General features: G+C 62.5%; 12 protein-coding genes. 6 read left to right on the forward strand and 6 right to left on the reverse strand.

Features of this window, described 5'->3' with window-relative positions:
• The first annotated feature begins 30 nt into the window (after positions 1-30).
• Positions 31-2,514 carry an endopeptidase La gene (lon, locus tag NY78_RS19290; protein WP_047960299.1) on the forward strand — a complete coding sequence of 828 codons (2,484 nt, stop codon included), beginning with the start codon at positions 31-33 and terminating at the stop codon, positions 2,512-2,514.
• A 211-nt stretch (positions 2,515-2,725) separates the two neighbouring features.
• On the opposite strand, the gene NY78_RS19295 is transcribed toward lon, so the two are convergent.
• Positions 2,726-3,880 (reverse strand): hypothetical protein, encoded by a 1,155-nt coding sequence (locus tag NY78_RS19295; protein ID WP_043639805.1) that lies wholly within the window; start codon positions 3,878-3,880, stop codon positions 2,726-2,728.
• Positions 3,881-4,277: 397 nt separating this feature from the next.
• On the opposite strand from NY78_RS19295, the gene NY78_RS19300 reads away from it, so the two are divergent.
• Complete coding sequence (locus tag NY78_RS19300; protein WP_043639808.1) at positions 4,278-6,509, forward strand: vitamin B12-dependent ribonucleotide reductase; 2,232 nt, start codon at positions 4,278-4,280, stop codon at positions 6,507-6,509.
• A 351-nt stretch (positions 6,510-6,860) separates the two neighbouring features.
• Positions 6,861-7,460, forward strand: a complete 600-nt coding sequence (locus NY78_RS19305; protein WP_043639812.1) for a hypothetical protein — start codon at positions 6,861-6,863, stop codon at positions 7,458-7,460.
• A gap of 254 nt (positions 7,461-7,714) precedes the next feature.
• On the opposite strand, the gene NY78_RS19310 is transcribed toward NY78_RS19305, so the two are convergent.
• Positions 7,715-8,584, reverse strand: coding sequence for a universal stress protein (locus NY78_RS19310; protein WP_043639815.1), 870 nt, complete (start codon positions 8,582-8,584; stop codon positions 7,715-7,717).
• Positions 8,585-8,960: 376 nt separating this feature from the next.
• Between NY78_RS19310 and NY78_RS23985 the strand changes: the two genes are divergently transcribed.
• Complete coding sequence (locus tag NY78_RS23985) at positions 8,961-9,134, forward strand: FeoB-associated Cys-rich membrane protein (protein WP_082140108.1); 174 nt, start codon at positions 8,961-8,963, stop codon at positions 9,132-9,134.
• Between the two features lie 164 nt (positions 9,135-9,298).
• Here the strand turns inward: NY78_RS23985 and NY78_RS19315 are convergent, their stop codons facing one another.
• The 4 genes from NY78_RS19315 to NY78_RS19330 all read right to left on the reverse strand — a co-directional run bounded on the left by NY78_RS19315 (position 9,299) and on the right by NY78_RS19330 (position 13,897).
• Entirely contained in the window at positions 9,299-11,224 is a 1,926-nt protein-coding gene (locus NY78_RS19315) for a methyl-accepting chemotaxis protein (protein ID WP_043639817.1), read from the reverse strand.
• Between the two features lie 459 nt (positions 11,225-11,683).
• Positions 11,684-12,118, reverse strand: coding sequence for a thioredoxin family protein (locus tag NY78_RS19320; RefSeq protein WP_043639819.1), 435 nt, complete (start codon positions 12,116-12,118; stop codon positions 11,684-11,686).
• Positions 12,119-12,134: 16 nt separating this feature from the next.
• Positions 12,135-12,584, reverse strand: coding sequence for a siroheme decarboxylase subunit alpha (ahbA, locus tag NY78_RS19325; protein ID WP_043639823.1), 450 nt, complete (start codon positions 12,582-12,584; stop codon positions 12,135-12,137).
• A 2-nt stretch (positions 12,585-12,586) separates the two neighbouring features.
• Complete coding sequence (locus NY78_RS19330) at positions 12,587-13,897, reverse strand: GGDEF domain-containing protein (RefSeq protein WP_043639826.1); 1,311 nt, start codon at positions 13,895-13,897, stop codon at positions 12,587-12,589.
• A 108-nt stretch (positions 13,898-14,005) separates the two neighbouring features.
• Between NY78_RS19330 and NY78_RS19335 the strand changes: the two genes are divergently transcribed.
• Positions 14,006-14,470, forward strand: a complete 465-nt coding sequence (locus NY78_RS19335; protein ID WP_053062273.1) for a hypothetical protein — start codon at positions 14,006-14,008, stop codon at positions 14,468-14,470.
• A 69-nt stretch (positions 14,471-14,539) separates the two neighbouring features.
• Positions 14,540-14,947 carry a hypothetical protein gene (locus NY78_RS19340; protein ID WP_043639829.1) on the forward strand — a complete coding sequence of 136 codons (408 nt, stop codon included), beginning with the start codon at positions 14,540-14,542 and terminating at the stop codon, positions 14,945-14,947.
• Positions 14,948-14,984 lie beyond the last annotated feature (37 nt).

Here is a 14,984-nt window from a genome sequence, read left to right on the forward strand (position 1 = left end):
CTTGCGACGCAGACAAGGAGTCTGAGTATTATGGACAAGGAACACGACCCGAAGGCGGTCTCCGAGACGGAAGCCCCCGAGGCCGACGCGCCCAAGGCCGACACCGCTGCGGTGGCTGCCGGGAACGAAAGCGACGAGGCGACGCCGCCGGATATTCCGACCGAATTGCCGGTGTTGCCCGTGCGCGACATCGTGGTCTTCAATTATATGATCCTGCCGCTGTTTGTCGGCCGCGACAAGTCGGTCCAGGCCGTGGACGCGGCCCTAAACGGCTCGCGCTACATCCTGGTGCTCACCCAGAAGGACGAAAAGGTCGACGACCCCGGGGTGGACGACCTCTACCGGGTCGGCACGGTGGGCATGATCATGCGCATGCTCAAGATGCCTGACGGCCGGCTCAAAGTGCTGGTCCAGGGCCTGACCCGGGCCCGGGTGAAGGACTTCAGCTCGTCTGAGCCGTATCTCCAGGCCTCGGTGGAAGTGCTGGCCGAGCACGACCCCAAGGAAGCGACCCTGGAGCAGGAAGCCATGATGCGGGCCGCCCGGGAGCAGAGCGAAAAGATCCTGTCGCTTCGGGGCATGGCCTCGGCCGACATCATGGCCGTTTTAAACAGCGTCAACGAACCCGGCCGGCTGGCCGACCTGGTGGCCTCCAACCTGCGGATGCGGGTGGAAGAGGCCCAGCGGCTGCTGGAGTGCGAGGACCCGGTGGAGCGGTTGCGGCTGGTCAACGACCAGCTGGTCAAGGAAGCCGAAGTGGCCACCATGCAGGCCAAGATCCAGAACATGGCCAAAGAGGGCATGGACAAGGCGCAAAAGGACTTCTTCCTGCGCGAACAGCTCAAGGCCATTCGCCGGGAACTCGGCGAGGGCGGCGAGGAGTCCGACGACCTTGAGGAGCTCAAAGAGGCCCTGGACAAGGTCGGGATGCCCAAGGAAGTGAAAAAGGAGACGGACAAGCAGCTCAAGAGGCTGGTGTCCATGCATCCCGATTCCTCCGAGGCCGGCGTCATCCGCACCTATCTCGACTGGATGGTGGACCTGCCCTGGAAAAAGATGTCCAAGGACCGGCTCGACATCAAGGAAGCCAAGCGCATTCTCGACGACGACCATTTCGATCTGGAAAAGGTCAAGGAGCGCATCCTCGAATACCTGTCGGTCAGAAAGCTCAATCCGGGCATGAAAGGCCCCATCCTGTGCTTCGTCGGCCCTCCGGGCGTGGGCAAGACCTCGCTTGGCCGGTCCATTGCCCGGGCCCTTGGCCGCAAGTTCGTGCGCATGTCGCTCGGCGGGATGCGCGACGAGGCGGAAATCCGGGGGCACCGGCGCACCTACATCGGCTCCATGCCCGGCCGGGTCATCCAGAGCATCAAACAGGCCGGCACCCGAAACCCGGTCATCATGCTCGATGAGATTGACAAGGTCGGTTCGGACTTCCGGGGCGATCCGTCTTCGGCCCTCCTTGAGGTGCTCGATCCCGAACAGAACAATTCCTTCTCGGACCACTACTTAAACGTGCCCTTTGACCTGTCCAAGGTGATGTTCATCTGTACGGCCAACATGCTCGACACCATTCCGGCGGCGCTGCTTGACCGCATGGAAGTGATCCGCCTGCCCGGCTACACCGAGCAGGAGAAGGTCAAGATCGGCCGGCGCTACATTCTGCCGCGTCAGATCGAGGAAAACGGCCTGACCGCCGACGACGTGTCCATCTCCGATCTGGTGCTGGGCCGGGTGATCCGCGACTACACCCGCGAGGCCGGGCTTCGCAACTTCGAGCGCGAGGTCGGTTCGGTGTGCCGCAAACTGGCCCGCAGAAAGGCCGAGGGCGAGACGCCGCCGTTTCGGGTGACCATCTCGGCCCTGGAAAAGCTGCTTGGACCGGCGCGGTTCATGGACGACGAGCGCGAGGCCGATCTGCCGCCGGGCGTGGCCGTCGGGCTGGCCTGGACCCCGGTTGGCGGGGTGCTTTTGCACATCGAGGCGGCCACCACCCCGGGCAAGGGCGCGGTGCATCTGACCGGCAAGCTTGGCGAGGTCATGAAGGAATCGGCCCAGGCCGCGCTCACCTATGCCAAGTCCCGGGCCAAGGAACTCGGCATCGACCCCGAGGCCTTTGAGAAAAACGACATCCACATCCACGTGCCGGCCGGAGCCACGCCCAAGGACGGCCCGTCGGCCGGCGTCACCCTGGTCACGGCGCTCATCTCGCTTTTGACCAACACGCCGGTGTGCAACGATCTGGCCATGACCGGCGAGATTACCTTGCGCGGCCGGGTGCTGCCGGTTGGCGGCATCAAGGAGAAGATCCTGGCGGCGGTGGCGGCCGGCATGAAGCAGGTCATCATTCCGGCCAAGAATATGAAGGACATCCTGGATATTCCCAAGGATCTGCGCGGGCGCATCAAGATCATGCCGGTGGAGCGCATCGACGAGGTCTGGCCGTTGGCCTGCGCCAAGCCCGGGCTTGCGGCCAAGGCTGCGGCAACGCAGACGCCCGAGGCAACGGCTTAGGCGAAAAGTCTGTACGGACGGCTTGAAAAGGCCGGAGCGGCGACGCTCCGGCCTTTTGGCGTGTGATGGGGATACCGAAGCAGGATCGTTTGCGCGTCTCCCCTCCAGACAGCTTTTCTGGCGGCCGCTTGGGCGATGACGCAAAAGCGATCGAAGGCGCGGCCTCGGCGGAATGTGAAGAGACGTCGGCCGGCAGTCCTCCGAAACGGTCCTATTGGTCGGTGGTCTGTAGAAAACGTCTTGCGACCCATCCCTCTTCGCCTGATGCGAGCGTGGACTTGCACGTATCGCTCGACTTCTGTTCCTCTATTTTAACATGTGCAAAGACAGGTTCGTATCTGTCGACGCTGGAATCATACTCAACGCTGCTCATGAGTGTCAGTGTTGTCCCTTTGCACAGAATCCCTTCAGTTGATCCGTGTCCAAAATAGGGTTGTCTTCTCAGTTTCGTCCTGTCAGCAACAACTATTACTTTGGTGTCTTTTTCCCAGGGAAGGTTGTGGTCAAAGAACATTTCTTCTTCATGACTGGAGTCCCACGATCTTGAGCGGGGCGACGAGTAGATTCTTACAGATGCGGGCAGTTGGTCGGCCGATATCAATGCCCATTTGGCATGATGCGGGCTGGCACTAGCAGCTATTTCGAACACGCCGGAGTCGGATGGACGGATCTGTGTGGCAGTTATTTCCTTGTTAAGCAGTAATTGTTTGATGCAATCTTTGTGGTTGTCTGCTGCATTGCACTTCTCGGTGAAGTAAGTATTTCCCGCTGCAAGGTCTACGAGGATGGAGGTTATTTTTGATTTGTCGATGGTTTTGTTGTCGATCAACTTCGTATCGCTTGTCTGTTTCGCAAAATCCTGCATGATATGATACTGAATATCATATTTCAGTTCGTCGTTAATGGGGAGCAGGACAAACCAGCACTCTTTTGGATCGTAGAATTTCAATATGTCTCCCCCTTTCAGCGTATTGCATCCAAGATAGGTCTTATTGCTCGTCATTTCATCTTCTGTCGACACGTTGTCGGGACGTATCGTCTTTGAGTATACGAGTTGCGGCACCCGGTCTAAGTAGTAGAGGGCCGTATTGTTCGTCTTCTTTAGAAATTCGACTTGTTCCGCGAGGTTTGCCTTTGCATTGTTTGTCGCTATAAAAGTGCATATTGCCGCAATGAGCCCGATGATGATAATGGTAATGCGCAATGAAGCGGAAATTGATTTTTGTGTATACGAGGTTACGGTCTTGAGGTTGTGCATTTCTTGCGAATCGATAATGCCCTGCACGTAATCTGTTTCCAAGAGTGAAAGGAGGAGAGGGAGCGCCGCTAAAAATAAACTGCAAAAGAATAGGAAACCATCGTTCATTTGAAACCTCCTTTTCGAGAAATGCGTATGGAAATAGCCCCGGGAGTGGTATTGCTCTTGATGCGCAGGGGAACTCGGCTGGTCGTCGGAAATGTAATGGCTAAGCGATAGCTTGTCTGCGGAAAAATGTTAATGCCTTTTTTGAAATTGGCAGCGCTTATTTTTTTGTAAGCATATTCCCGAAGTTATGTCGGGCGCGGCAACAGCTTTTTGCTCCCTTCGGCATGTGCGATGGTGGCAATCACCATGGATTTGGTGTACTCATCCGGGCGGGGAGAGGAGGTCGTTTGGCCAATCGCCGAAAGACCAATTTGCTGATATATAAGGCTAAAATTTAAGCCGCCTTCCGGCGGCCACACTTTTTCATGCAACCGAAATCGGTTAGGAACTTCCGCCCATGACCCACCTGCCCTTGCCCGCCGATCTGCCCGAGGCTGCTATCAACGACAACGCCATGGTGGTTCTGTCCAAGCGCTACCTCAAAAAGAACCCAGACGGCTCACCCGAGGAGGATGTCCGGGGACTGTTCTGGCGCGTGGCCGCGGCCATTGCCGCCGAAGAAGCCAAATATCCCGAGTCGTCCTGCACCCCTGAGGCCTTGGCCCGGAAATTTTACGACCTCATGGTCGGGATGCGCTTTCTGCCCAATTCCCCCACCCTCATGAACGCCGGCACGCCGCTTGGGCAGCTGGCCGCCTGCTTCGTGCTGCCGGTGGGCGATTCCATGGACGAAATTTTCGACGCCGTGAAATTTGCCGCCCTGATCCACAAATCCGGCGGCGGCACCGGCTTTTCTTTTTCCCGGCTTCGCCCCAAAAAAAGCCGCGTCGGCTCCACCGGCGGCGTGGCCTCCGGGCCGGTGTCGTTCATGCGGATTTTCAACACCGCAACCGAGCAGGTCAAACAGGGCGGCACGAGGCGCGGGGCCAACATGGGCATCCTGCGCATCGACCATCCCGACATCCTGGAATTTATTTCCTGCAAGGAACGCGAAAACGAGCTGCAAAATTTCAATATCTCGGTGGCGCTGACCGAGCGCTTCATGCAGGCCGTGGAAAAGGGCGAGGACTATGACCTGATCGACCCCCGGGACGGCTCGGTGCGAAGCCGGCTCTCGGCCAACGAGGTTTTTGCCCTGCTCGTGCGCAAGGCCTGGGAGTCGGGCGATCCGGGCATCGTCTTTCTCGACCGCATCAACCGCGACAACCCCACCCCGGCCCTGGGCGAGATCGAATCGACCAATCCCTGCGGCGAACAGCCCCTGCTGCCCTTTGAGGCCTGCAACCTCGGCTCCATCAATCTGTCGGTCTTCTACGATCCCCAGGCCAAGGACGGCATCGACTGGAAGGGCCTGACCGAAACCGTGCATCTGGCCGTGCGCTTCCTCGACAACGTCATCGACGCCTCGCGCTATCCCTTTGAGCAGATCACCGAAATGGTCCACGCCAACCGCAAGATCGGCCTTGGCGTCATGGGCTTTGCCGACCTGCTCTATCTGCTCGGCGTGCCCTACGACAGTACCGAAGCCCTGTCCCTGGCCGAAAAGCTCATGGAAACCATCCAGGCCGAGGCCCGGTCCGCCTCCAAGCTCCTGGCCGCCGAACGCGGCCCCTTCCCGGCCTATCCCGACTCCGTCTACGGCAAGCGCAATCTTGGCCCCTATCGAAACGCCACCACCACCACCATCGCCCCAACCGGCACGCTGTCCATCATCGCCGGCTGCTCGTCGGGCATCGAACCGCTGTTTGCCCTGTCCTTTGCCCGCCACGTCATGGATGGGGAAAAGCTCGTGGAGGCCAACCCCCACTTTGTGGCCGCCCTCAAGGCCGCCGGCGCCCACTCCGACGCGCTCATGGAAGAGGTCACCCGCAAAGGCTCCATCGCCCATATCGGCATGCTGCCCGAGAGCCTGCGCGAGGTCTTTGTCACCGCCATGGACATCGAGCCGGTCTGGCACCTCAAGATGCAGGCCGCCTTCCAGAAATATACCGACAATGCCGTGTCCAAGACCGTGAACCTGCCAGGCTCCGCCACCCAGGAAGACATCCGGGGCATTTACTGGCTGGCCTACGAACTGGGCTGCAAAGGCGTGACCGTCTACCGCGACGGCTGCAAGGCCAATCAGGTGCTGTGCACCGGCGACGGCGCGCCGGTCGATCCGGCCAAGCCGCAAAGCAAGGTGCGCACCCGGCCGGACATCGTCTTCGGCTTCACCCAGAAGGTCAAAACCGGCATGGGCGAACTCTACCTCACCGTCAACGAGATCGACGGCAAACCCTTCGAGGTCTTCGCCACCATCGGCAAATCCGGCCGTTCGGTGACGGCCAAGGCCGAGGCCATCGGCCGCCTCGTCTCCCTGGCCTTGCGCTCCGGAGTCGGCGTGGAAGCCATCGTGGGCCAGCTCAAAGGCATTGGCGGCGAAAACCCGGTGTTCCAGAAAAAGGGCCTGCTGCTCTCCATCCCCGACGCCGTGTCCTGGGTGCTGGAAAACCGCTACATGGAAGGCCGGACCGTGCGCGACGACACCGCCAACCTCGGCCACCCGCAATGCCCGGACTGCGGCGCAGACCTCGTCTTCGAAGAAGGCTGCCACGCCTGCAAGAACTGCGGCTATACCAAGTGCGGTTGAGGCGAGAGAAGCGAAAAGATGCCTCCGGCGGCCGGGGGGATGATCCCCCCGGACCCCGCAACGGGAGAAGTTGTTAAGGGGTTCTTGGCGCTGGCTGCTAATCCGGTCGGTCGTGGACCGGAAGCAGCCCAAGCAGAGGCTTGACGGGAACCACCGTGGCTCCGGCGGCTGGAGGGAAAATAGTCCCCGGCCCGCTTGATAGAAAGGGGGGAGCGCAACGTCGCACTGGCGCGACATCTTTTTGGAAAAAACGTCTGGCCCCCTCGCCCCCCCCGTCAGGGAGGGTCCGGGAGGGGGTTACCCCCTCCCGGCCGCCGGAGGCATCTTCTCTTACGCGAGCACGAGGTTTTTTTGAGTAAAATAGACGACATCATCGCCCGCATGGAGGCTCTGGAAAAGGAGTTGGCGCAGGAGTTCGAGCAGGTCGGCGCCGAGGTCCGCTACACCATCGAACGCAAGAAGGTTCATTTCACCAAGGAAGTACAGCAGCAGCATCAGCTTTTGGCCACAAAGTGGTCGGCGTATGTTGCGGAGTCCGGTTTCCTGAGAATGCTCTCCATGCCGCTTATCTGGGGAGCCGTCATTCCGGCCTTTTTCATGGACGTGACCGTCACCTTTTACCAGTTTGTCTGCTTTCCCATCTACGGCATCCCCAAGGTACGGCGCGGCGAGTATATCGTCATCGACCGCCACGCCCTGTCCTATCTCAATTGGATCGAAAAACTGAGCTGCGTCTACTGCGGCTATTTCAATGGTCTGCTCGCTTTCGTGCGCGAAGTGGCCGCCCGCACCGAACAGTACTGGTGTCCCATCCGCCACGCCCGCACCCCCAAGTCCACCCACTCCCGCTACCGTTTCTTCCTGGAATACGGCGACGCCGAAGGCTACCGGGCGCGCCTGGAAACCGTGCGCCGCCAGTTCGACGACCTGCGCGGACGCGGGAAAGGGTAGGGGGAGAGGGGGAGAAGAGAGGAAAGAGGGCCTCCGGCGGCCGGGGGGATGATCCCCCCGGACCCCTGCAAAGGGAAAGGGGGGGTGAAGCCAGCAGGCACAGGGTGGGTTGCGTGGTCAAGAATACGCCGTGAACCACAGGCCTAACGGGTCGCCGCGCGTCCACCCACCCTTTGAAAAGAAAAAAGTTTTTGGGGAGGGAGGGGTTCCCTCCCCCACATTCCCTCGCCCTCTCGCCCTTTTGCCACCCGTGGCTACTTGCACAACCACAGGGCCGCGTGTTCGATGCCGCGCAGGATTTTAAGGCTGGTGGTGGCGAAGATGTGTTCCAGCGAGGACGGCTTGTGGCTGGTGCGGCCGATGGCCACGGCCGCGTATTTGCCGTTCTCGGCTTCGGCCAGGATGGTCCGGGCCGGGTTGGCCGAGGTGAGCACTTTGACGCTGATGCGCTCATCAGGCACGCCGTTGGCTTTGATTTCGGCCAGGGCGCGGCCGAAAATCTGCTCTGCGTCGACGCAGCGGTCATCACCGCAGACATGCAGCAGGGTGATGGCATGCTCCGGGTCGTGGCGCACCATGAACCCGGCATGGTCGGCCACCCGCATACATTCTTCCGACCCATCCACGCACACCAGCACGTTTTTGCGGCCGCGCTCCGGGTTGCGGCAGATCCAGATGGGAAACGACAGCGATTCCCAAAGAATGCGGTGCGACACTGAATCCGTCACCATCTCCTCAAACCAGGACAGGCCGCGCCGGCCCAGCACCGCCGCATCATAGAGCCCTTCCTCGGATTCCCGGACGATCTCCTTGACCGTGCCGAGTTTGCCCTGGGAAAACTTGACCAGCACCTGCTCTTTGGAAAACCCCATGGAATACAGCCACTCCTTGGCCTTTCCCATGGCCGGCACACCGCGCGTAACCTTGTCTTCCTCGATATGCACGATGGCTTCAGGGTTGGCTTCGAGATCAATGGGGTCAAGCCGCCAGTCGGGCTTGCGCGGCACCACATAAAAGAGCGTGAGTTTGAGGTCTTCGCGGTTGGCGAAAAAATTATGTACGAACCGAAGGCTTTGGGAGGTTTGGTACTCGTTGCTGACGGTCACCAGGAGATGTTTTTCCATGAGCCTGATCCTTGGGGCGCAGGAGCCCGTGTTCAAGGGTGTTCGTTAAATGTTTGCGCGGGAATCCTTACGGGGAAGCCCCCGGCCCCCCCAAAAAAATGGGTCAAGGGGAGTGGCGTTGCCGCGACGGCGAGCGGGAGCGGGGAAAAAATTGAGCGTGCAGTGAACCACCGTTGCTCCGGCGGCCAAAGGGCCGGGACAGTTTAAAACAAGTATGGTTTCAGCATGTTGTCTGCTCGGGCCAAGCCATGCCCGGGATCTGGAAATGGGCTTGGTACAGACGGACTATCAGGTTTGGATAAAACATCTTGCGTCGGGTTGGAAAGCGCTTATTGTCTCTTTCGACGTTGAGAGTCAATTTCAAGGAGTCCGGTCTATGGATACGCTCATCGTGGCTGTGATTGTGGCGGCGGCGGCCTGGTACGTCTTTCGCAAATTTTTCGGCAAAAAGGCCGGGGCCTGCGGCTGCGGCTGTAGCGGCGGCTCCTGCGGCAACGGGACCAGGCCGCAACCAGGCGGCTCGTGTTGCGAACCGGGCAGGCGTCTGTAGAGACGCTGTGGTCTGGGGCTGGTATCGGAGCGCGAAGGGCGCCTGAGGCAACAGACAAACCGGAAAGGCCAAGAGCTTCCGGTTTGTCTGTTTGATGCCGCCCGGGTCGGGCTATTGCCTCTTGTCGTCAGGGCCGGGCCGTTTCGGCCGACTGTCCGGTTGACTTAAAAATTCTCAAACTCGTTTTCATCGTTGGAGCCTGATGTCCCTTGCAGGTCAATGCGTGTGCCGCTTGGCCGAGGCCGGGCGGCGTGGGCCAGGGCTTTCGGAGCCTTCCCCGCGCTCATGGCCCGGCGCGGCGCATCGGCGGCAGGCCGGGGTATCCGCCTCGGGGCCTCGACCTGGAAAAAGGCGATGGTGGCCCGGAGTTGTTCCGACTGGCCGGAGAGTTCCTCGGCCGTCGAGGCCAGTTCTTCCGAGGCGCTGGCGTTTTGCTGGATGGTCTGGTCGAGCTGTTGCAGGGCCTGGTTGACCTGCCCGGCTCCCTGGCTCTGCTCCTGGCTGGCGGCGCTGATTTCCTGGACCAGTTCGGCGGTGCGCTGGATATTGGGCACGAGCTGGGCGAGCAGGGTGTTGGCCTGGACCGCCACCTCGGTGCTGTCCTTGGCCAGTTTGGTGATTTCCGAGGCGGCCTGCTGGCTGCGCTCGGCCAGTTTGCGCACTTCCGACGCCACCACGGCAAAGCCCCGGCCGTGTTCGCCGGCCCGGGCCGCCTCGACTGCGGCATTGAGGGCCAGCAGATCGGTCTGGCGGGCGATTTCCTCAATGATCGAAATTTTCCCGGCGATCTCCTTCATGGCCGCCATGGTCTGTACCATGGCTTCGCCCGAAGACTGGGCATCCCGGGCGGCCTTGACGGCGATGGCCTCGGTTTGCCGGGCGTTTTCGGCATTCTGCTGGATGCCGGAGCTCATCTCCTCCATGGAAGAGGAGGATTGCTCCACCGCCGCCGCCTGTTCCGTGGCTCCCTGGGAGATGGCTTCGGCCGAGGCGGAAAGCTCTTCGCTGCCGGCGGCCACGTTGTCCGTGCCGGATTGCACGTCCACGACAATTTCGGTCAGTGTTTCGATCATCTTGGCCAGGGATTCGAGCATGACGTCGTTTTCCGAGCGTTTGGAAACCTTGACGCGCAGGTCGCCGGCGGCCAGCTGTTTGGCGGCTTGGGCCACGGCTTTTTCCGACGCCGCCAGTTCGCGGATGGACATGAGCAGGGAATCTTCCGGCCCCCGGGGCGTGATCACCACGGAAAGATCGCCTTTGGCAATGTGCGCCGCCACCTCGGCCACCTGTTTTTCCGAGGCCGCAACCAGTCGCAGGGCATCGGCCAGCTGGCCCAGTTCGTCACGCTGCGACACGGCCAGCGTCTGCCCCAGGTCGCCCTGGGCCAGACTCTGGGCAAAAGCGGAGCCGGCAGCCAGCGGGCGGGTGATGGAGCGGGCGGTCATGATGGAGATGAAAAAAGCCAGTACAGCTCCAAGGATGGTCATGGCGGCGGTGATGCGGGTGGCGTCCCGGCGTTGGCTGTCAAAGGCTTCGTCCCCGGTCTGATTGTCTTTGGCCAGGGCATTGGAGATTTCTTCGAGGGGTTTGAGCGTGGCCACGCGGATGGTATCCACCTGCCCGTCCAGTTGCCGGATTTCCTCTGTAAGCGCCTCGGTGGCGCTGCCTTCTTTGGTCGCTGCCGCAAGATCAGCCAGCTTGGGCAGCATCTTTTTTTCGAAGTGGTCGAGGTAGTTCTGGTAATTGTCGGCAAAGTGGCTGGCCAGGGTCCGTTCTTCGGCAGTGTCGGCCAGCGACTGGACGAGACGGATGTCTTTTTTGGCCTGGTCCTTGGCGGTGGCGAAATCAGCTTTGGTCTGGGTCAGATCCCGATTGATCTGGGCATCGGCAATGATGGTGTAGAGCCCGCTGACCCGCAGGGCGACCTCCATCACGGCCTTGTCGTCCAGCGCCCGCTTGGCCCCGGCATCCTGGATGCCGCCCAGATGCTCCAGGGTGACGACCTGATAGACGGCCAGCGCGATGAAGATGGCGATGACCAGGGTGAACCCGCCGAAGAGTTTGGACCCCACCTTGATGTGCTTAAACATGCCGACACCTCATTGTGAAGCATACGACCGTCCGGGCGGGACGTGCCGGGAAAGGTCTGACCGGGGTCAGAGCGTTTGACGAGTGCTCTCCATTTCTAGAACAAAAGGGACGTTGTTGTCTATTGCATGCCCAGAGAGCAGATTGACGTTTGTGTGACCGTTTGCGGTCGGCCGGCCAGGTGGGCGACGCCGCGACTTCCCCGGGACGGGCCGGCCTGCGCCTCGGGAGAACCGGTTGGCGGCTGACCGTCCTGCTGGCTGCAGGCATCACTGGGGACAACCGGGGCAAGGGTTGCCTCCGGAGCAGGCGCTTGATCCGGGGGCTTTCGGGCTGGCAGGGGAAGGCGGGCAAAGGGCGCGACCCGAAAGGCTGATGCCGTATTTCGTGTCGCGCCCATGGGCGTTGGCGCGGTTTGGCCGGTTGCGGGCAGGAGTGTGCGGGGCGCGGGATCGTGGGCGCTAGATGTTCTGGCGTACCCAGGTCACGATGTCGTTGGCGCTTCTGGCCCCGGAAATGCGGGCCTTTTCCTTGCCGGCGAGAAACAGGGCCAATGTCGGCACGCCCTGGATGCGCATCCGGTTGGCGATGGCCTGTTCCTCCTGGGTGTCGCATTTGGCCAGGATCACCCGCGGGTGGAGCATGGCCGCGGCCTGGTCATAGGCCGGAGCCATGCTCCGGCACGGGGCGCACCAGGGAGCCCAGAAATCCACCAGCACGGGCAGGTCGCTTTTGGCCAAAAACACGTCGAAATTGGCTGCCGTCAGGGTGATGGGATGGGGGGCCAGAATGGGGGCGCGGCATTTGCCGCACACCGGGCCGCTGTCCAGGCGTCCGGTCTGGACGCGGTTTATGGCCTGACACTTGGGGCACACCGCATGAATGGAATCGGGCATGGCGTCCTCTCGGGTGTTAGTCGCTCATGGAGAAATCGACGCGGATTTTAAAGAGCCGGTCGGCCGGCAGGTTCAGGATGGAGATGCCGGTCTTGGCCGTGATTTCGGCCAGCCCTTCCCGGATGGCCTCGCGGGAGGGGCCGATCATGGTGAACCAGATGTTCAGCGTGTGGGCGCGCAGATAGTTGTGGGTGACGCCGGGATGGGCGTTGACCACGGCCGTGAAGTCGTCAAGCTTCTCCGGCGGCACCGATGCGGCGCACAGGGTCGATTTGAAGCCGATCTTGGCCGACTGGAAATTGGCCCCGATGCGGCGGATGATGCCCGAGGCCTTAAGCGCCCGGACCCGGGCCAGGGCTTCGGCTTCGGTCAGGCCCACCTGTTCCCCGATGGCCGCATACGGGCGCGGGGCAATGGGAAAACCGGTCTGGATGATGTCGAGAATGCGTTTGTCCGTGGCGTCCATGGTTACCGTACTTCTGTTTGGGGCGGGGATTCTCGCTCCACCCGGTTGCGTCCGCCGGCCTTGGCCCGGTACAGGGCCTCGTCGGCGCGTTTGAGCAGGTCTTCGGGCCTATCGTGTGGCCGGTAGGCCGCCGCGCCAAAGCTGGCGGTCACCGGGCCGGCGGCGGCAAAGGGCGTCTCGGCCACGGCTTGGCGCAGGCGTTCGGCCATTTCCACCGCGCCCTTGGCGTCGATGCCCGGGGCCGTCACCACGAATTCCTCGCCGCCGAACCGGGCCAGGCGGTCCACCTGGCGCAGGCCGGCCGACAAACGGGCCGTCAGTTCCATGAGGACGCGGTCGCCCACGTCGTGGCCGTAGGTATCGTTTATGGCCTTGAAGTGGTCGATGTCCAGCATGACCACGGCCAAGGGCGTGGCGTAGCGTTGGCTCCGGGCCGTCTCGGCGGCCAGGACGTCGCCGAGTTTGCGGCGGTTAAGCGCCTTGGTCAGGGGGTCGCGGTTGGCCAGATCGAGCAGTTCCCGGCGTTCCAGCTCCAGTTCCGTGACGTCGGTCAGGGTGAGCAGGCAGCGGTTGCGACCCGGCAGCCGCGTGACGCCGACCTGGAAGACCTGCGGCGGACTGTGGGGCCGGTCCGGGCGCGCCAGCCGCAGCCGGTGGTCGCGATCCAGGGCGTCGTCGGGCAGGCGGCAGGCCCAGGCGGCCAGCCCCCCCGGCGGCGGCGGATCAGCCAGAAACCGGTCCAGGATCAGGCCCCGGGCCTTGAATTCGCCAAAGCTGCCAAGGCCCATGAAGCGCAGGAAGGCCTGATTGAGGCTGGCCACCTCCGCCCCATGGAGCACGGCCGAGGGGTTGGGCGATTCGTCCAGCAGATGGCGCACGAGCTGCCAACCCTCGTCGGCGAAACGGCGCGCGGCAATGTCGCCGGCCGCCTCGTCCAGGGCCTCTTCCAGGGCCTTTGGGGCAAAGGGCCGGACCAGACAGCGCAGCCCCGGCAGGGCCACGGTGGACAGCACGGCCAAAACGTCCTCGGGCGTGCCGGCCAGGAACACGGGAACAGGCGGCCTGCCGCCCTGCATGGCGGCCAGCAGTCCGGCGACCGGACCATCGGGCAGGCGGGCGGCCACGACGGCCAGATCGGGCTGGCCGGCCAGGACCTTTTCCCGGGCCTCGGCCAGGGTGCCGGCCAGGAGAACCACGGCAAAGCGCGGCTTCAAACTCTCGGCCAACACGTCCCGGACCGCCGGGTCAGGCTCGACCAGCAAGGCGGTGAGGCGGCGGGAGGCGGCGGGCGTCTCCGAGGGCTGGTGGGTCATGGCCGGGTCTCCATAGCGAGAGAAATAAGACGGATGGCAGGCCTTGTCATCGTCTTGCGAATGGGACACAGTGTCATGGTCGGCATTGTCCCGGCAAGGAGGCAAACCATGCGCCGTCATCGTCCATTGCGTCTACTGCTGGTTCTGGCTTTTTGTCTGGCCGGACTGTTGGCCGGCGGCGAGGCTGCGGCCCAGCCGGCCGTAGTGGTCTACCCACCCGGGTATTATCCGCCGCCGCCCGGCTATGGGCCGTACCCGCCGTATCCGCCGTATCCGGCCTATCCCGGCTACCCGGCCTATCCCTATCCTGCCTACCCCGCGCCCGGTCCGGGCGTTGTCGTCAATCCCTGGGGCGCGCTGGGACTTATCCCCGGTCCCGGCTACGGTCCCGGTCCCCGGCCCGGTCCTGGTTACGTTCCCGGTCCCCGGCCCGGCCCCGGCTTCGGGCCTGTGGGACCCGCTCCGGTGCCGGTGCCTGTTCCCGGCCGGGGGATCGGTCCCCGGCCCGGCCCCATCGGTCCTGGTCCCATCGGTCCCGGCCCCATGGGTCCGGGGCGGCCCGGCGGGCGTTGACGCCCCCGGAGCGCCCTTTCGTCGAAAAGCCCGGCCCGGGCGGGCCAAGCCGTTAAGGAGGAGTCGTCCATGCTGCGTATGGTCCCGTTTGTCCTTGTTGTGCTCCTGCTGGCCGGATGCGCCGGCAAGGGGACGGCCTCCCGTCCGGAGCTGGCCGGCACGCCCACGGTCTATGCCGATGTGCTCAGCAAACCCAATCCGCTCCTGGTCGGCTGCTTCATGCGGTCGCGGCCCTCGGAATTCAACCGTCCCAACAGCTACCACTATTGCCTGGTGGAACAGGGCGGGAAATACGCCGTGTATTACAACTGGCGCGACGGCAAATCCGGCGAGGAGCACAAGGGGTGGATGCCGTTTACCGTTGACGGCGACAAGCTCATAAGCGGCACGGACCCCAGTTCCTTTGTGGTCAAAAACGGGTCGGTCTGGCACAGCTACGGCGGCCGCGAAACCCTGCACCGCATGTTGCCGGAATAGGGGCGCCTGCGAAATCCGTTTCTGCGAAGAGACAGGG

The sequence above is a fragment of the Desulfovibrio sp. TomC genome, from assembly GCF_000801335.2.
Lineage (GTDB): Bacteria > Desulfobacterota > Desulfovibrionia > Desulfovibrionales > Desulfovibrionaceae > Solidesulfovibrio.